Source organism: Luteibacter sp. OK325, from assembly GCF_003050935.1.
Classification (GTDB): domain Bacteria; phylum Pseudomonadota; class Gammaproteobacteria; order Xanthomonadales; family Rhodanobacteraceae; genus Luteibacter.
In genome coordinates, this window is sequence record NZ_QAOX01000006.1 from 189,547 (window position 1) to 207,513 (window position 17,967).

Below are 17,967 nucleotides of genomic sequence, written 5' to 3' on the forward strand. Positions count from 1 at the left end.
AATAAAGCCTCCCCGGCGAACCGGGGAGGCAAGCTGACGCAAGTTACAGCGTGCGAGGCACTTCGATACGCTCGAAGCACTCGATCTGGTCGCCGACCTTGACGTCGTTGTACTGCTTGACGGCGATACCGCATTCCATGCCGTTACGGACCTCGTCGACGAGCTCCTTGAAGCGGCGCAGCGACTCGAGTTCGCCCTGGAACACGACCACGTTGTCACGCAGCACGCGAATCGGCTTGCTGCGCTTGACGTTGCCTTCGATGACCATGCAGCCCGCGACCGCACCGAACTTCGACGAACGGAACACGTCACGAACCTGCGCGACACCGATGATCTCTTCGCGGATCTCCATGCCCAGCAGACCGGTAGCCGCCTGCGTGACCTGGTCGATCACGTCGTAGATGATCGAGAAGTAACGGACATCGAGACCGTTCGTGTCGATCACCTTGCGAGCCGATGCGTCGGCACGGACATTGAAGCCGATGATCAGCGCCTTCGAGGCCGTGGCCAACGTGGCCTCGGACTCGGTGATGCCGCCCACGCCGGAGGAGATCACGTTCACCTTGACCAGGTCGTTGCCGATCTGGGTGAGCGAATCGCGCAGTGCCTCGACCGAACCCTGCACATCGGCCTTGACCAGGATGTTGAGGGTCTGCTGGCCTTGGCCCTGGCCCATCTGGGCCATGATGTCTTCCAGACGGTTCGACTTGCTGACCAGGCGGGTTTCGCGACGCTTGAGCAGACGCTCGGCCGCCACTTCGCGGGCCAGGCGCTCGTCCTTCACGGCGACGAAGTCGTCACCCGACTCCGGCACGCCGGACAGACCGAGCACCTGCACCGGAATCGACGGACCGGCTTCGTTGACCTGCTTGCCGGTTTCGTCGACCAGTGCACGCATGCGGCCGTATTCGACACCGCAGACGACGAAGTCGCCCTTCTTCAGCGTGCCCTGCTGGACCAGCACGGTCGCCACCGGACCGCGACCGCGGTCGAGGCTGGATTCGATCACGACACCCGACGCGCGGCCATCGGCCACCGCCTTGAGTTCCATGACTTCGGCCTGGGCCGAGATGGCATCGAGCAGTGCATCGACACCGTCGCCGGTCTTCGCCGAGAGCGGCACGAACGGCGTGTCGCCGCCCCACTCTTCAGGGATGACTTCGAGCAGGCCGAGGCCCTGCTTGACGTTGTCCGGGTTGGCACCGGCCTTGTCCATCTTGTTCAGCGCGACGATGAGCGGCACCTTGGCGGCGCGCGCATGCTTCACGGCTTCGATCGTCTGCGGCATGACGCCGTCATCCGCTGCAACCACGAGCACCACGATATCCGTGGACTGCGCACCGCGGGCACGCATGGACGTAAACGCCGCATGGCCCGGGGTATCGAGGAAGGTGATCACGCCGCGGCTGGTTTCGACGTGGTACGCGCCGATGTGCTGCGTGATGCCACCGGCTTCGCCCGAAGCGACCTTGGTGCGACGGATGTAATCCAGCAGTGAGGTCTTGCCATGGTCGACGTGACCCATGATCGTGACCACTGGCGGACGCGTTACCTTCTCGCCTTCGAGCTCGGCGGTCTGCGTCTGCGTCTGCAGCGCGGCTTCCGCATCGTTCTCGGTGGCGCGAACCGGGTTGTGACCGAGCTCTTCGACGACCAGTGCAGCCGTGTCGTGGTCGATGGTCTGGTTGATGGTCGCCATGACGCCCATCTTGAACAGTGCCTTGACCACTTCGGCACCCTTCACGGCCATCTTCTGGGCGAGATCGGTGACGAGGTTGTTGTCGCCGATCACGACATCGCGGACCACCGCAGCGGTCGGACGCGTGAAGCCATGCGGACCACCGGACGAAGCACCGCCACGCGGGGCTTCGGCGCGACCGCGGACCTTGCCGCCGCCACGACGGTTGGCGCTGGAGCGACGCGCGCGGTCGGCGTCGGACAGGTGCATCTCGCCACCGCCGAAGCGCTTGCCGCCAGAGTCGCGGTCGTTGCCGCCGCGACCAGGGCCACCGCTGTTGCCGCCACCACCGCCGCCACCGCCGCCGTGCTTCGGACGCGCGTTGCCGCGCGAATCGTTGGCGGCTGCGACCGAGCCGGGGGCCGGACGCGGAGCGGGCGAAGGTGCGGCCGCACGCGGCGCCGGTGCCGGCGAAGGCGCAGGAGCTGCCGCCACGACCGGTGCCGGCGCAGGGGCCGGTGCCGGTGCGGGAACGGGCTTGGGAATGACGCGTTCGCGCTTACGCGGCTCATGGATGGTCGGCGTGATCATGCCGAGCCTGCGCGTATCGAGCTTGCCTGTCTGGTGGGTCACGCCATTCTCATCAGTGAAGGACGTGGTCACCGGAGCGACCGGAGCAGCCGGAGCGGCTGCAGGCGTCGCGACCGACGTCGCATCGGCAGAAGTCGGCGACGCCTTGGCAGCCGCCTGTGCGGCTTCAGCGCGCGCACGCTCGGCGGCCTGCTCGGCCTCGGCATGACGACGGGCTTCGGCGGCAGCCTCTTCCTGGCGACGCGCCTCGGCCTCGGCAGCCTGACGGGCTTCTTCGGCCTGGCGACGCTCGGCGTCCTCGCGGCGCTGCGCTTCGTCGCTCTCACGCTGGGCGTGCGACTCGGCCAGCTTTCGCGCGGCGTCCTCACGTTCCGGATCGTGCGAAGCGTCTTCGGCGATGGTGCTGCGCTTGACGTAGGTACGCTTGGTGCGGACTTCGACGTTGACCGTCTTGGCCGCGCCTGCACCACGCCCCGTCCCGGAGCTGACCTTCAGCTCACCGACGGTGCGGCGCTTGAGGGTGATCTGGCGAGGCGCCGTTTCATCCGTCTCGGGAGCGGCGTCGTTCTTGCCATGCGTGCGACGCAGGAATCCGAGCAGCTTTACCTTTTCGGTGCTGCTGATGACCTGCTCCGCATCGGAGAATTTCATACCGGCTTCGCCAAGCTGCCCAAGCAGCTTGTCGACCGGGAGGCCCAATTGATGGGCGAGTTGTTTGATAGTGACGTCCGACATCGTTCTTTATTCTCCGCCGTTCCCGCGCGTAACCTTACGTGCCGACGATGACCCGTACGGCTGCCTCCATCCATGGCGGGAGACCTCATGGCCTCCCTCGAGGCGTCCGTCCAGGACGCTTCCGGTCTCGCGCTTAGCCACCTTTTTCCAGGCGGGCGATCATCGGAGCACGCGCAGCCATGATCAGCTGCGAAGCGCGTTCCTCTGTCATGCCTTCGATATCGATGAGTTCGTCGACGGCGAGGTCACCCAGGTCGTCCAGCGTCTTCACACCACGATCCGCCAGCGCGAAGGCGGTCGCATCGTCCATGCCGTCCAGACCGAGCAGTTCCTCGGAAGGCGGATTTTCTTCCACGCCTTCCTCGGCAGCCAGTGCCTCGGTCAGCAGGGCGTCGCGGGCGCGAGCACGGAGTTCCTCGACGATGTCTTCGTCGAAGCCTTCCACGTTGAGCAGCTCGGCGCTCGGCACATAAGCAATTTCTTCGATGGACGAGAAGCCTTCCTGCACCAGGATGCCGGCGATTTCTTCGTCCACTTCGAGCTTGTCCTGGAACAGCTGCAGTGCGGCGGCCTGTTCGGCCTCGCTCTTCGCCGTTACCTGGTCCTGCGTCATCACGTTGAGCTGCCAGCCGGTGAGCTTGCTGGCGAGGCGCACGTTCTGGCCACCACGACCGATGGCCTGGGACAGTTTGTCCTCGGCAACGGCGATGTCCATGGAGTGCTTCTCTTCATCCATGATGATGGACTGCACTTCAGCCGGCGCCATCGCATTGATGACGTACTGCGCCTGGTTGTCGTGCCAGAGGATGATGTCGACGCGCTCGCCGTTGAGCTCGTTGGACACGGCCTGCACGCGCGAACCGCGCATGCCGATGCACGCGCCGATGGGATCGGTGCGGCTATCGTGCGCCACGACGGCGATCTTCGCGCGGTCGCCCGGATCGCGGGCGCAGCCCTTGATCTCGACCAGGCCCTGGCCGACTTCCGGCACTTCGAGCTTGAACAGTTCGATCATGAATTCCGGTGCGCTGCGCGAAACGAACAGCTGCGGACCGCGGATTTCCGACTTCACTTCGTACAGGTAACCGCGAACGCGGTCGCCGACGCGGGCCGATTCGCGAGGAATCGTCTTGTCGCGCGGGATGAAGGCTTCGGCGTTGCTGCCGAGGTCCAGGTAGACGTTGCCGCGCTCGACGCGCTTGACGATACCGGTGACGAGCTCGCCCACGCGATCCACGAAAGCGTCGACCACCTGCTGGCGCTCGGCTTCGCGAACGCGCTGCACGATGACCTGCTTGGCGGCCTGCGCTGCGATGCGACCGAACTCGGCGTTCTCGACCTGGTGTTCGATGGCGCCGCCAATCTCGGCGACTTCGCCTTCACCGGCTTCGTCTTCGGCGTCCATCAGGCGAATCTGATAAGACGGGTCTTCCATCTCGCCGTCGTTCGCGATGATGTCCCAGCGCCGGAACGTCTCGTAATCACCCGTGTTGCGATCGATCTCGACACGGATGTCCGGATCCTCATCGGGGTAGCGCTTCTTGGCAGCCGAGGCCAGCGCCGCTTCCATGGCGTCAAAAATCACTTCGCGCGGTACGCCCTTTTCATTGGCGACCGCGTCGACTACCAGCAAAAGTTCTTTGCTCATTGCCGCTACTCCCGTAAGGATGCCCCGCGGCACCCCGTCGTTTCGTTATTTGGGTTTCTTTCCGCCCGGCGTGGGCTTTGGCTGCGGCGCGTAGCCGAGAGCCACCCAGTCGGGAACCACGCGGGCGCTTTCGACGTCCGCATGCTCGAATTCAAATTTTCCAGCCTCGCCCTCGACCACAATGTGCTCGCCATTTACTTCAATGACGTTGCCTTTGAGGCGCCGACGACCCTCGATCGGGGCCTTCAGCAGCACTTTGACTTCCTGACCGCTCACGCGCGCGAACTGCTCCGCCGTGAACAGGGGGCGGTCGATGCCGGGTGAGGAGACTTCTAATACATAGTTGCCGGGGATCGGATCTTCAACGTCGAGGTAGGCCGAGAACTCGCGGCTTGCCGCCTCGCAATCCTCAACCGTCACTTCGACCGGAAGCTCCGCCGCCTCGCGCCGATCGCGCTCGGCACCGAGCACGTCCAGGTACACGCGCAGCGTCTGCTGCCCGTCGGACGGCGCGAAATCCATACCCAGCACTTCGAGGCCCAACTCGGCCACGATGTCTGAAAAGCGTTGTGTAAGTGCGTTGGTATCCACGTTACCTGCGGTTTTTCCATTCGCCAGAAACAAAAAAAGGGCGCGAGCGGCCCATTCCATTACGTCGCCGATGTATCCGACACTTTCCTCCAGCGCCCTCCGCGATGCCCTGACGGCGCTCACAGTGTGTCGCAGGGAGCCTCCGTGCGCCCAACAAAAAAGCCTCACGAGGAGGCTTTCTTGTAAAAAGAAAGTTCCTGAAGCACCCACTGGGTGTAAGGCCTAAACCGGGGCCCAACGGCGCTTAAGATTCACCAAGTCTATCGTATTTTAATGCCTTCGTGCAAGGTCGACGGTCCCGTCCTAGAATGGCCCCAGGGGAAATCCGGGGGACAGGATGGACGGTACGGCGAATCTCGACGTCCACACGCTAGGCATCATCGGCCTGGCCGTGGGCGCGACCATTGCATTGAGTTTTACCCTGCTCAGCCTGGTGCTGCGCGGGATGCTCGCCCTGCACATATGGGCGGCGGCGTTCTGGCTGCTGACCCTGGCCGGCCTCGCCGAAGGCTACGACGAGAACGCCACCTTCCTCTCGGCTATCGTGGGAAGTGTACTGATAGCCTTCGCCAATGGCGCCATGCTCGGCGGCATTGCCATACATATTGGCTTTCCATTGCGCTGGCGGTGGCCTGCCCTGCTGATCGCCCTCTTCCTGGCCGTTCAGGTCGCTTTTCTCATCGCGCCTCCACCCCAGGCGGTCGAGGCCACCGTATTCGGCATGAAGAGCATCATCTGGGACATCTGGATGATCTGGCTGCTGTTGTTCCGCGCCCCGCCGGAGCTGAGGAGCGGCTGCGCGTTCACCGCGCTGGTTTTCGTCATCGACACGTTCTTCTACCTGGCCCGTGCAGCCGTCTCACTCCATCCTGAGATGCAATCGCATGAGCTCCTGGCAACCATCCTGACCACGTCCAACTATCTGTTCGGCATCCTCTGCACCTTCCTGCTCAGCACCGGGTTCACCCTGATGTTGGCGCAGCGCCTGGTGCACGACCTGCGCTGCGCGGCCGAGATCGACGGGCTTACCGGGCTACTCAATCGCACCGCCGTGGTGCGGGAGTCCAACCGGCGACTCGCCATCACTCGCGGCCGCAGCAACTCGGCCCTGCTGTTCGACCTGGACAACTTCAAGGCGGTGAACGATTCGTGGGGCCACGCCGGCGGCGACGCGGTGCTCAAGCATTTCGCGGAAACCGTCCGCGCCAGCGGCATCCCCGAGCACGCCTTGTTCTCCCGCTACGGCGGCGAGGAGTTCCTGCTCCTGCTTCCAGGCGCTTCTCCGAATGCGGCGAGCAGCCTGGCCGAGAGCCTGCGCACCCGGATCGAAGGCGCGCCAGCGCCCTTCTCGGGTGCCTCGATCGCCTTCACGACCAGCGTCGGGGTCTGCACCTCGACTAACACGGAAATCCACGTGCTCATCCAGGCCGCGGACGAGGCGCTCTACCGGGCGAAGAACGCCGGGCGGAATCGGGTCGAAGTGGCTTGAGGTATCACGCCGCGCGTGGGCGGATGGCTTTCAGGGCCAGATCCTGTACTGGTCGTTGACCCGGATGCTGTACTGACCGAACTCGAAACCCCACGAAAAGGGCTTGAGCATCCGGATGGGCGAACGAAAACCGAAATTCCGAAGGGCTGCCCGCGTCTTGCGTGAGCGACGCTCTCGCCGCCTCTGGCCCATGGCTCACGCATAACCTCGTTCCTTCAGGTGACGCGAACGTCTCCTATCCAGTTCGTTGCCCGTCGCCGCAGCCTTGCCGACCCTTCTTCGCCGTCGAAGTCTACGTCAGCAAGCACGAGCCGCGAGGCGTCGAAGTTGTCGAACGCGTTAACGTTGACGACTGCGTAGAGCCGGCCCTCGATAAGGCTGGTGCAACAGGCGACCACTCCGCAACGGTTGCACACGTGGAAATCGGCCGTCTCCGTCCCGAAGGCATACGCCGTAACCAGCGTGGGTTCGTGGATATGGACGCTCAGCGCCGCAGAAGCATTTGCCGTCCACCGCGCACCGTGCTTCCTGCAGAACGTGCAGGAGCAGGCGCGCGCGGCGATCGTTTCCGCGTGCACGGGCCATTGAAGGTCGAACGTGACGTTGCCGCAGTGACAGCTACCGTGAATCTGCACGCCTCACAACTCCTTCAGGCAGGATCAAATCGAGCGAAAGAAAAACGCCGGTCGACGATGCCCCGGCGTAAGCATCCCGGCACCGGGAGGGTCATTCATCCTGCAGCGGCGACCCAAGCGGCGAGCTTGCAAGCACACGCCAGCCGGTGGCGTCCCTTTCCATCACATGTACGTCCTTGCACAGGCACCCCACCGGCCCATGATTGTTGAGGCGATCATGCAATGCGGCGACGATGTTGTCACGGTCCTTGCGCACATTCCGCGCCACGGATAAATGCGGCACGTAGCGCTCGAAGTCGGGGCCGATCCGCGGTCGTTCCGGGAACGCAGCCTCGAGCGATGCGGCCAGCGAAGCAATCGCTTCGACGGGCGACGGCGCCAGCCATACGGTCGAGGGAAATGTGTCCACGCGATCGAGCCGGAACGACACGGCGGCGTGCGCGATGGTGACGCTGCGAAGATGTCGCAGTACGTCGTCCGTCACATCGCCACTATCAAGCCATGGGTAGACGAGGGTGATGTGTGCACCCAGGCCGAGGCGGGCGGAGGGATCGAGTCGCACCCTCATGTCACCGACCAGCGGCTCGGCCTCGGGTACCATGAGGGCAAGCAAGGTACGACTCATGGCCATTCCGTCATAATCGGCTGATGGAAGAGGACTCACCCTACCCTCGCTTCGCCTCGCGCGGCAAGGCCTATGTCTACGTGCTTCCGTGCCGTGACGAGGACCTGCTGAAGGTCGGCTTTTCGCGCGATCCCTTTACCCGGTTCAGTACCCTTCACCGTCGGTTCTTCGACTTCTTCGACCTGGAACGGGGACTGCTGCTCGATGCCGAGCGCGTGGTCCATGCGCGACGCATCGAGCGCCGGCTCATCGAGACTTTCCGCGAGCAGCGCGCGATGGCGCCCCTCGTCGTGCCGGCATCAGCAGCAGGACACACGGAATGGTACCGAGGCGTCCACGCGGATGTCGCAGCCCTGCTCGAAGACATCGCCAGCGCCGAAGGCCTGAACCTGAGCCGAAGCCTGAACCCGTGGCTACGCGCTTACCTGGAGGCACGCGCCGATCTACTGTACGACTGGTCGACGCGGATCCTCGACACGCTCGATTGGGCAGCGCACAACTCGCCCGACGACCCCGACGCCAAACGCTTGCGAACGGCGCTGATCGACACGCTGGACATGTTCGTCGCTGCAGGGTTGGCAGTCGAACCGCGGTTGCCCCAACGCGTGATCGACTGGTACGCGAATGGCCAACACCGCCACCTGTTCGACTGAGCCGGGAACGTGGCGCGCGAAGTATCAGATCAACGCGTCGCGCGACCGACTGGGCGGCGCGGCGTGCAGACGCCCCCAGGCCCGCCGCAACTGGCGAGCGGAGCCGAAGCCCGAGCGCTCCGCCACGGCTTCCATATCGAGTCGCGAGCCGGCCAGTAGCTCACTCGCCAAGGCAACCCGCATGCGATTCACGAAGTCGGTGACGCTCATGCCCGCGTGTTCATTGAACAGTCGCGACAGATTACGCGGACTGGTGGCGGCTTCCCGTGCCAGCGCCGGCACTGTCCAGTCACGTGAGGGATCGCCGGCCACCGCATCCTGGGCACGGTGGATCGACGGATGCATGTGGTTACGCCCTTCCAGCCAGGGCGATAGCTGCGGATCGCCTCCGGCACGGCGCAGGTAAACGACGAGGAAGCGTGCGACCGCCAGTGCACACCCAGGCCCGACCTCCCCTGCAACGACGTGCAGCATCAGGTCGATCCCGGCGGTGATGCCGGCACTCGTCATGCGCTCACCATCGACGACATAGAGACGGTTCTCTCGCACGCGCGCGGCGGGAGCATCGTGTGCAAGGTCTGCGATGCAGCCGTGATGGGTGGTGCATTCGAAACCATCGAGCAGGCCGGCACGTCCAGCGAGCAGCGCGCCGGAGCAGATCGTGGCGAGACGGATACCGGGCCGCACGACGCGGCGAAGCCAGTCGACAATGGCCGTTTCATACGCATCATTCTGTGCGGACGTGGTGACCGGCTCGCCCAGCGGAATGTCGGCGTGTCCGGGAACGACCAGCATGGCGCCATCCGGCAGTCGCGCCGGCAAGGGCGCGATGCCGGTCACGGCAAGCCCGATCGAACTGCCGAACTTGCGTGCCGGCCCGACGAAACGAACGTCGAATCGAACGTCGTCCTGCTCGAGATTCGCCTTGCGCAACACCTCGATCGGTCCCGCGACATCGAGCAGCAGCACGCGCGGCGGCAGCACCACGAAAACCGAGATCACGCGGGGTGCTGCGCTCTTCATCAAGCGGCCTTGCGCAGCGCCCCTGCGAGCGCCTCCTCGACCGTCACGATGCGCGCAAAACGATCTTCGAGCACCAGTTCCGTGCGCGCCCGGATCTCGCTGGCGCTCCATTGACGACCATGGCGGTCCGTCATCGGGAAGGTCAGTGTTGCCTCGCCTACGTAGTCCACCTCATAGCCGAGGTCCGAAGCATGGCGAGTGGTGGTTTCGCAGCACTGCTCCGTGCGGATACCCGACACGATGATTCGCCGGATACCGTTCCCGGTCAACCAGACATCCAGCCCCGAGCCGACGAGGGCGCTATGCCGTTGCTTGCGAAAGGTCACTGCGGGTTCAATGCTCAGCGGCGCCAGCGTGGCCACGAAGCCGGACGCCTCGGAGAACGGACCGGTCTCTTCCACGTGGAAAATACGGACGACGGGGATATCGGCCTTCGTCGCGCCATCGATGAGCGCCTGCTGGCGCTCGATATAGGCAGCCACGTCGTCTTCGCGCCAGTATGGGCGCTGGCGGAACGACTCCTGGGCATCGATGACGATCAGGGCGGTATCGGAAACGGTCATGGCGAGCATCCTCTGAGTGGAATGGATCGCATTTTCCGCTGGTCGTTGCAAGCGGGAGAGGCCTGTGGCGGACGGTGGGCGGACAAATCACGCCATTTACATCTCACCCCACGGAGGCAAAGCTTCGTTCGTGCCGTGGAAAGGCTGAGGGTTCGCCGATGAATCGGCTCCTACAAAAAGAAAAAGCGCCCCTCTTTTTGAGAGGGGCGCTTTTTTCCTTCACTTAGCGGGAATCAGTTGGTCCAGGTCGCCTTCAGGGAAACGCCCGAGAACGCGGCGTAGCCATTGAGCATGACGTAGTACGTCCCGGTGGAGGGCGTCGTGAACGAGCAGGTCTCCGAGTTACCGGTGACGTACGGACGGCAGTCGTAGGTCGAGGTGGTCGGCGCAGAGCCGAACTTCACGTAGAGGTCCGCATCGCCCGAACCGCCCGAGATGACGATCTTCAGGTTCTTCGCGCCCGACGGAATCGCCACGGTGTAGTTGAGCTTGGCGTTCTTCGCGGCCGAGAGACCGGTCACCGCCACGCCGTTCTGCAGCGTGTTGCCACCGCCACCACCGGACGAGGTCACGGTCACCGAGGACGACTTGGCGTTGGTGGCGCCTGCGTTATCGGTCACCGTCTCGCTAACCGTGTACGTGCCCGCTGCCGTGTAGGTATGGCTGGGGCTCGTGGCGGTCGAGGTGGAACCGTCGCCAAAGCTCCAGGCATGTGACGCGATGCTGCCGTCGCTGTCGGTTGAGCTATCGGTAAAGGTCGCGGTGAGACCGCTGGTCACGACACTGAAGTTCGCCACCGGCGGAACGTTCGTGCCGCCACCGCCACCTGTTACCCAGTTTGCCTGGGCATAGGTATTGAGCTTGCCGATGTCGAAGCTGCCGAAGCCGGTCGCCTCGTCGAAGCCGGCTGCCGCGGTATAGCCGTGGCTCTGGTAGCCGTTGTTACCCGAGGTCACGTCATGCAGCAGCGAGGTCTGCGTCGGGAAAGCACCGTAGAACTTCGACGCCGGGAAGCCGATGGCATTGTTGGCGGCCGATTCGATACGGGCAAAAGCGCCCACGAACAACGGCGATGCCAGGCTGGTGCCGCCCACTTGCTCGGTCGATCCGTTGACGATGATCAGCGCGCCTGACGACGACGCCGCATCGAACGAAAGATCCGGACCGACGCGCTTGGACGAACTGGAAACGACGGACTGCCAGGAAGGTGCCGTCTCGTAGAGGCTGGTGCCGCCACCGGTCGCCCAGAGGCGCTGGTTGTTGTCGCCCTGGCTAGGCGCGATGGCCGACAGGCCTTCGTTCCATACGGTTTCGCCCGACCACGTCGTGCCGCTGGTCGAAAGCTGCGTACCGCCCACCTGGATGACGTATGGCGAACTGGCCGGCTCGCTGACCGAGTAATGCGTCAGGTCGATCTTGACGGTACCGGCGGAGTTGGCGACGTAACCAGGCGAACCGGACGTCGGATCGGTGGACCACTGGTAGACACCCGCGTCGCCCGAAGCGATCGAGAAGGTCTGGCCCTGGGCCACGGCCTGCTGGAAGATCGCATCGTCCGCCGCCTGGGTACCGGACTCTTCGGCGGCTGTTTCGTCTTCGCCGAGCGACACGTTGATCAGCTTGGCGAGATTGTCGGTGACAGCCTTGTTGTAAGTCGCGGTGATGCCAGCGTCGGTGATGCCACTGGAGCTCGAGTTGCCGTTGGCCGATGTATAGAAAATCAGCTGCTTCACGCCACCAGCGATGCCGACGATGTCCTGGCTGTCCAGCGACCACTCACCGTTCGAGTCGGGATCGTTGGCGAAGGTACCGCTGCCCACCTTGGTGATCGTCGAGTTCACCGTGGCCAGACCGGCGCCCGAGGTGAAGCTGTTGAGATCGGTGACTGTCTGGGTAATCGAACCCCAGGTGATGATGCCGACCGCCGTGTTGGTCGCTGCCGGGACGCCACTGGCGCCGTAGATCGCCGCGAAGTCCTGCGGATGGTGCGCGGCCACGGCGGCGGCGGCCTGCGTGCTCGATGCCGGCCCCGGCACCGTCACGTTTTCCGGATGATAGACATGGTGCAGCGTGTGCTTGACCGAGACGTTCTGCAGACCGAGTACGGAGCCCACCGAATCACCGAGGGCCGCCGGGACGAGCGCCGGCGTGTCGTTGGCGAAGAACTCGCGACCGTTCGAGGTGAAGCGCTTGATCGAGGTATGGAAGCCCGTCGTCGCGGCACCGGCATTACCGTCGGCGGAGATCAACAGATTATTGGGAGCGACATCGATATTGGTGAAGCCGGCCTGTTGCAGGTGCGCGACCACCGCGTCGACCTGGGCTTGCGTCGGGCCGAACTGCGCCTTGAACTGCGCGGGCGAGAGGAACTTACCGTACTGCGCGCTACCGGGCGTGGTCACGCCGGCAAGGAAGGTCTGCAACTGATCGGGATTGCGCAGCTTGAGGCTGACCACCACGTGCAGCGGATGGTCGGCTTCCAACGCCGTGACCGCGGCACCTTCGATATGCGGTGAGCCGGTCATATTCAGCGCGTAACCGCTGGCCACTGGCGTGGCTGCCGTCGAACTGGCGGCAAGTGTCTGGGTGGTGGCGACAGGGAGCATCGCGGCCTTGGTGTGCGTGGAAACCCATGCGTCGTCGGCATGTGCGGAAAGCGAGGTCATCGCCAGCGCAATCGCCATGGTGAGTGCCGTCTTGCGTGTGACCCCTGAAGCAAAAGCATCGATCTTCATGAATGATCCTTCGTTAGCCCGTATTTGCCTCCGCCGAGGCGGAAGCCCTGACACGCTGGCGATCAAGCGCAGGAAATCACGAATCCCCCACCATCCCGCCCCTTGCTCCCCTGTTTCCCTTTCAGCCATGCGACGCGAATCTTTCGCGGGGCTTTCCGGCCAGGCCTTGGCGAGCCGATCGAAGGGTTCGCGTGACGGGTACCGCAAAAACAGGCACCGGTTTTTTTCAGCAACGCGATCGGTCGATGCTTACGCATCCGCATCTTCTTGCGTTCTTGCCGCAAGATCGTGACGTATGGCATTGGCCCGCGTACCGACTGCCGGGGACGATGGGCCACGAACAGGGGAATCGTGAATGCGTAACGTCGCTCTGCTCGTATCGCTGTGCGTGATTTCCACTGGCGTCATGGCCGCCAATAGAGCGATTGCTCCGACGACCATCGACGCTACGTTCCAGCACATGGGCAGCCAGTTCATCCAGGCGGGAAAGACCGATGCTTTGTCGATCGCCGTCGTCGACCACGGCAAGCCGCGCTTCTACAACTTCGGCTCGACCTCGCCCGACGCATCCACGCCGCCAACGGAAAACACCGCCTACGAGATCGGCTCGATCACCAAGTTGTTCACCTCATTGTTGCTGGCCCATGCCATCGTCGATGGCAACGCCAGGGCGACCGACGACCTGCGCAGCTACCTACCCGGGTCGTACGCCAATCTCCAGCGCGATGGCGTGCCGATACGCCTGGTCGATCTTGCGGACACCACCTCTGCGTTACCCGACAACCTGCCCGATTTCACGAAACTCGCGCCGACCCCGTCGCCGGAAAAGCCTCCGTTCGCAGCTACGAAGCAACTCGCCGACTACGACCGGGCCCAACTCTTCGAGGATCTCAAAACGGCGTCGTTATCGAGTCGTCCCGGTAGCGTGCCGAAGCATTCGAACCTCGCTTCCGTCCTCCTCGCCATCGCAGTTGAAAAATCGTACGGGCAGGATTTTGCATCCTTGCTCGCTCGCTTCATCGAAAAGCCGTTCGGCATGCAAGCCGGTCTGAGCAAGGGTCGCGCCGGTCAATTCGCGACCGGCTACACCGCCGATCACGTCGCCATGCCTGCGCTGGATGCGCCGTATATCGCGGCTGCCGCCGGACTGCGCTATAGCGCCCGGGACATGTCGCGATTCCTCATCGCCGAGTTGGCGGCGAAAGACCCTGCGATCCGCCTGAGCCAAAAGGTGGCGTGGGGTGACATCGACGAGGACGCGACGGCTTTCAACTGGAAGGTCGATCGTACGATCGACGGTCAACGCCGGCTGCGCGCGTCCGGCGGCACCTTTGCCTTCTCCAGCTACATCGAGCTCTACCCCGATAGCGGCTATGGTGTCGTCTTGCTTGCCAATCGCCCAGGGCAGACGCAGGCCGAACTGAAGGCATTCGCCGAGGAGGCCATCGTCGACATGCGTGGCAAGCCTGCCGCGCAGGTGGCTCTCGAAGATTCGCTGGAAAAAGCGGATTTTCGCGAGGCCGCGCGCGTGATAGCACAAGTAAAACACACCTACCCCAACCTGAATCTCCCCGAAGAACGCATCAACAGCTGGGGCTACTCGCTGTTCAGGGCCGGCAAGACCGAACAGGCAGTCAGCCTGTTCGTCTACAACACCGAGCGCCACCCGCAAAGCTGGAACGCCTGGGACAGCCTTGGTGAGGCCTATGAGAAAGCGAACGCCCGGGACAAAGCGATCGCCAGCTACCGCCGCTCGCTCGAACTCAATCCGGACAATGCGCACGCCACCGAGCAACTGAAGCTCATGGCGAGTTCTCCGGGCTGAGCGTACGAGTCAACCATTTCGCCACAAGCGCCCGGCCCTCGACGACGTCCATGTACTGGATGGGCGCACGGCCATCGAGCCCGATCGTCGGTGTGCGTATCCACCGGCCGAGCCACCCAAGCGGATCGACAGCGACGGCTTTGCTGACCGATGGCTGCCGGGAGGCAACGATCACGCTACCTGCAAGCATTACCAATGCCAGCGGGCCTTCGGATTCCTGGCCGCCGAGGCGTTCGTCGTCGGCGAGTTTTCGTCGCAGGCTCGCGCGGTTGAGGCCGAGGTAAAGCGCCAGGTTGTGATCGGGAATGCGGAGGTCGTGGGCCAGTTGCGTGATCAGGGTGGGCATCAGGCCGCGGCGCACTCGTTCGATGCGGTCCTCTGCCGTGGCCTGGACCATGTCGAGGTAAATCGCATACGTTGCGGAAATATCGGATGAAACAACCATGTCAACTCACTCCCTGGAGGATGTCCGACATGCACGGTGACAGGAGAGACATGGCTTGAACTTGAGAATCCTGACCGGAATCACACGGGCCGCCGATGCGTCACCGAATACGTGTAGGCAGGCCCCGACAGACGAACGCCGGGTATACCCCTAACGTACGTCGGGTCCCATCCCAATGGCCCTCCCCCGGATCATTGGCTTTCCGCGGCGCTCCGGCGCCGCTTTTTTTTGGCTCATCGCGGAATTCCGGGGACGTACCGGCGCAGAGCCTTCGGTGCCCTGAGGTTCGCGTGGGTCGAGCCAAAGCGCGCGGCAGCATCGTCGCCACGCACGCCGGCACAGGCGCGACGGACGTGATCGGCAACTGCATACCAGCAACCGCTTCCGCATCGCCCTGGTGTTCCGGGACGGCCACGCCAACGGCTCTCTTTCCACTCAACCGTATCGTCGTGAGAGACCTTGGTGTCCACCCTCGAGGCGAGTTCCGCACAAAGTGTAGAGAGCGATGGCGAACCATGGGCGAGGTGCGAGGTGCGAGGTGCGAAAGAATGCACGGCCTGAAAGCAGAGCGCCCGGCCCCGGTAATCCGCGAAGAACCTTTTTTTGGGACGTCCATCGGACGTTCAACGCCAGGAAGGCCAGTGCCGTAGCGCCGCCGGCGACACTGCGGGATGTCCGGCACCAAGGCAGGTGTTACCTCAGGGTGCCGGATTCCTGGGAAACGTGCCCACCCGCTTTCGTATGTAGATCGCCACGCCGATCGGCAGGTAGCTCCACAGATACACCGCATCGGGATAGCCCGAGTAAGCGAGCAGGAAGATCGGAATGAGGGGAACGATGAGCGCGAAGGGCCAGAGCATGCCGAGCAGACGATTCAGGGAGACCGCTACAACAAGAACGGCCACGGCGGTGGTCGTCAGGTTGGCCTCAACGACTGTTGTCCATGTCATCTGTATCGTCTCGCTTCGGATCGCTTTTCTTTAAGGCATCTCGGGCACGTTTCCGATGCTCTCAAGCATGATCGGATCAGCGTAGTCACCCGTTTCCGGGTTTGCCGCCTGCGCGAACGCGATCACACCCAGGCAGGTCTCACCCATCCGTACAGCCCGACGCCTTGCCTCGGCTTCCGTCTTGAACGAGAGCGGTGTCATCGCCTCTGTCCTGCCGCGCTTTCCAGTCTTGAAACCCTGCACGATGTAGATCGTTTCCATGCTGCCGCCTTGAGAGTAAGCCGACATCATGCTCCTTTGGATCCGCAAGCGCTGAGACGACTTCCAGGGGTCCAGAAACAGAGTTTTCGAAGATTGATATGGAGCCCTGGCGTTGCGTCGCCCCTCAGATAAGGCATGACGTTAGGCTTGTACGCGACGATCGCGTGGTAAGAAATGTCATCGTGTTTCGCAAGCAGTGAGGCGGCACGTTGGGCAAAGTGGCGACGGGACGGCTCGCAGGCGTCGGTCCACTTCCGCTCTTTCTTGGTGTCCCAGCGACTGGCCTTGTACATGTCCCGAACGACGCGGTCGAGAAGATGACACTTCTCACCAGGAACGCAGGCAGCAAAAATAGTGAAATACCGGCTGGAGCCTCGTTGACCGTACGGTGGCTCAAACTGCCAGCCGAGATCACCACTTTCATCCGCGTAAATGTACAACCGGCGTTCCTTGTCCGGAAAAAGAAAAAGGCCTCCGTGAGGAGGCCTTCGAAGAAGGTGACAGCCCCTGGGACCGACGCGTTTACAACGCGCTTACGACGCCTTCATGGGTATCGCGGTGAGCCCAGGATTTACCTGTCGAGCGAAAGTATCGGATTCGGGCCATGTGGCGTCAAGTCAGCGTTGACGATTACATGGCGCAAGCGAACCACCCGGTAACGTGGGCGGAGCCGTACAGCCATTGCCTTCTACCGAAAGCGCGCCCAAAGAAAAAGCGCGAACCGTGAGGTCCGCGCTTTTCAGGAATACTGGTAGCGGGGGTAGGATTCGAACCTACGACCTTCGGGTTATGAGCCCGACGAGCTGCCAGACTGCTCCACCCCGCATCAGAGCCGCCAAGTATACCCAAAATCGTGGCCCAGGACCATGCCTGATGCAGCGGATTGCCGACAAGAGTAGCGTCGACCCACGTCCCATGCCGCAAAAGGAGAATTGCCTTGTACCGCATGCTCATCGGCTGCTTTATCTTCGTCAGCGCTGCCAGTTTCGCTGAAACGCCCCAGGGTGTTGACCGCGCGTCACCCATGACTAGCTTCGCCACGCACAAGTCGTCGGATGCGTTCGTCCAATGTGTGCTTGACGCATCGCGAAGCGAATTCCCGGCCAGCCAGGTCGAATCCAGGCAAACGAGCAAGTTGATCTCGATCAGCCGTGCACCGCCTGCCGAAGTGGCCGCCGTCGTGGATGTCGAAGACGGCGGAGGCGGCACTCGCGTGGTGATCATACGCACCGCCTCCCGCGCGCAGCCGCAACGGGATCCCGCCGTGAAGATTGCCCGCAACTGCCAGTAATCTCAGACAAAGAAAAAGGCGCGAACCGTGAGGTTCGCGCCTTTTCTTATAAAGCTGGTAGCGGGGGTAGGATTCGAACCTACGACCTTCGGGTTATGAGCCCGACGAGCTGCCAGACTGCTCCACCCCGCATCAGAGTCGGCAAGTATACGGAGGTGGCCGGATTCTTGCAAGCGATCTGCAACAAAAAATCAACAATGCAGGGATCCCCATGAAAAAAGGCGCGAAC

15 protein-coding genes and 2 tRNA genes are annotated in these 17,967 nt (G+C 63.1%); 4 read left to right on the forward strand and 13 right to left on the reverse strand.

The annotated features are described in order from the left end of the window. Positions 1 to 43: 43 nt before the first annotated feature. The 3 genes from infB to rimP form a co-directional block, all read right to left on the reverse strand. Positions 44 to 3,004 (reverse strand): translation initiation factor IF-2, encoded by a 2,961-nt coding sequence (infB, locus tag C8J98_RS14370; protein WP_107913889.1) that lies wholly within the window; start codon positions 3,002 to 3,004, stop codon positions 44 to 46. Positions 3,005 to 3,137: 133 nt separating this feature from the next. After that, on the reverse strand, positions 3,138 to 4,652 hold the full coding sequence (nusA, locus tag C8J98_RS14375; RefSeq protein WP_107913890.1) for a transcription termination factor NusA: 1,515 nt from the start codon (positions 4,650 to 4,652) through the stop codon (positions 3,138 to 3,140). Positions 4,653 to 4,697: 45 nt separating this feature from the next. Next, positions 4,698 to 5,243 (reverse strand): ribosome maturation factor RimP, encoded by a 546-nt coding sequence (rimP, locus tag C8J98_RS14380; protein ID WP_107914000.1) that lies wholly within the window; start codon positions 5,241 to 5,243, stop codon positions 4,698 to 4,700. Between the two features lie 337 nt (positions 5,244 to 5,580). On the opposite strand from rimP, the gene C8J98_RS14385 reads away from it, so the two are divergent. Next, the gene (locus tag C8J98_RS14385) at positions 5,581 to 6,732 is read left to right on the forward strand and encodes a GGDEF domain-containing protein (RefSeq protein ID WP_107913891.1); all 1,152 of its coding nucleotides are present in this window, start codon (positions 5,581 to 5,583) and stop codon (positions 6,730 to 6,732) included. Between the two features lie 215 nt (positions 6,733 to 6,947). Here C8J98_RS14385 and C8J98_RS14390 read toward each other — a convergent pair whose 3' ends face one another. Then, entirely contained in the window at positions 6,948 to 7,367 is a 420-nt protein-coding gene (locus tag C8J98_RS14390) for a hypothetical protein (protein ID WP_107913892.1), read from the reverse strand. 91 nt (positions 7,368 to 7,458) lie between these two features. Beyond that, positions 7,459 to 7,992 (reverse strand): 2'-5' RNA ligase family protein, encoded by a 534-nt coding sequence (locus tag C8J98_RS14395; RefSeq protein WP_158272716.1) that lies wholly within the window; start codon positions 7,990 to 7,992, stop codon positions 7,459 to 7,461. A gap of 23 nt (positions 7,993 to 8,015) precedes the next feature. Between C8J98_RS14395 and C8J98_RS14400 the strand changes: the two genes are divergently transcribed. Further along, positions 8,016 to 8,645 carry a GIY-YIG nuclease family protein gene (locus tag C8J98_RS14400; RefSeq protein WP_107913894.1) on the forward strand — a complete coding sequence of 210 codons (630 nt, stop codon included), beginning with the start codon at positions 8,016 to 8,018 and terminating at the stop codon, positions 8,643 to 8,645. Between the two features lie 24 nt (positions 8,646 to 8,669). Here the strand turns inward: C8J98_RS14400 and C8J98_RS14405 are convergent, their stop codons facing one another. The 3 genes from C8J98_RS14405 to C8J98_RS14415 all read right to left on the reverse strand — a co-directional run bounded on the left by C8J98_RS14405 (position 8,670) and on the right by C8J98_RS14415 (position 12,966). Beyond that, the gene (locus tag C8J98_RS14405; RefSeq protein ID WP_107913895.1) at positions 8,670 to 9,668 is read right to left on the reverse strand and encodes a helix-turn-helix domain-containing protein; all 999 of its coding nucleotides are present in this window, start codon (positions 9,666 to 9,668) and stop codon (positions 8,670 to 8,672) included. After that, positions 9,668 to 10,231: an isochorismatase family protein gene (locus C8J98_RS14410; protein WP_107914001.1), complete on the reverse strand. Its 564-nt coding sequence runs from the start codon at positions 10,229 to 10,231 to the stop codon at positions 9,668 to 9,670. Before C8J98_RS14410 ends, C8J98_RS14405 begins: the two co-directional genes overlap by 1 nt. A gap of 233 nt (positions 10,232 to 10,464) precedes the next feature. Continuing rightward, positions 10,465 to 12,966: a protease pro-enzyme activation domain-containing protein gene (locus C8J98_RS14415; protein WP_233260241.1), complete on the reverse strand. Its 2,502-nt coding sequence runs from the start codon at positions 12,964 to 12,966 to the stop codon at positions 10,465 to 10,467. Positions 12,967 to 13,321: 355 nt separating this feature from the next. On the opposite strand from C8J98_RS14415, the gene C8J98_RS14420 reads away from it, so the two are divergent. Continuing rightward, on the forward strand, positions 13,322 to 14,791 hold the full coding sequence (locus C8J98_RS14420; protein ID WP_107913896.1) for a serine hydrolase: 1,470 nt from the start codon (positions 13,322 to 13,324) through the stop codon (positions 14,789 to 14,791). Here C8J98_RS14420 and C8J98_RS14425 read toward each other — a convergent pair. The 4 genes from C8J98_RS14425 to C8J98_RS14440 form a co-directional block, all read right to left on the reverse strand. Next, complete coding sequence (locus tag C8J98_RS14425) at positions 14,769 to 15,236, reverse strand: antitoxin Xre-like helix-turn-helix domain-containing protein (RefSeq protein WP_107913897.1); 468 nt, start codon at positions 15,234 to 15,236, stop codon at positions 14,769 to 14,771. The two genes, C8J98_RS14420 and C8J98_RS14425, sit on opposite strands and share 23 nt — an antisense overlap. A gap of 698 nt (positions 15,237 to 15,934) precedes the next feature. Further along, complete coding sequence (locus tag C8J98_RS14430) at positions 15,935 to 16,186, reverse strand: hypothetical protein (protein ID WP_107913898.1); 252 nt, start codon at positions 16,184 to 16,186, stop codon at positions 15,935 to 15,937. Positions 16,187 to 16,216: 30 nt separating this feature from the next. Beyond that, complete coding sequence (locus C8J98_RS14435; RefSeq protein WP_146171642.1) at positions 16,217 to 16,447, reverse strand: hypothetical protein; 231 nt, start codon at positions 16,445 to 16,447, stop codon at positions 16,217 to 16,219. 749 nt (positions 16,448 to 17,196) lie between these two features. Continuing rightward, positions 17,197 to 17,273, reverse strand: a tRNA-Met gene (locus C8J98_RS14440). A 111-nt stretch (positions 17,274 to 17,384) separates the two neighbouring features. On the opposite strand from C8J98_RS14440, the gene C8J98_RS14445 reads away from it, so the two are divergent. Further along, positions 17,385 to 17,738 (forward strand): hypothetical protein, encoded by a 354-nt coding sequence (locus tag C8J98_RS14445; protein WP_107913900.1) that lies wholly within the window; start codon positions 17,385 to 17,387, stop codon positions 17,736 to 17,738. A 55-nt stretch (positions 17,739 to 17,793) separates the two neighbouring features. Here C8J98_RS14445 and C8J98_RS14450 read toward each other — a convergent pair. Beyond that, a tRNA-Met gene (locus tag C8J98_RS14450) sits at positions 17,794 to 17,870 on the reverse strand. Positions 17,871 to 17,967: the final 97 nt, after the last annotated feature.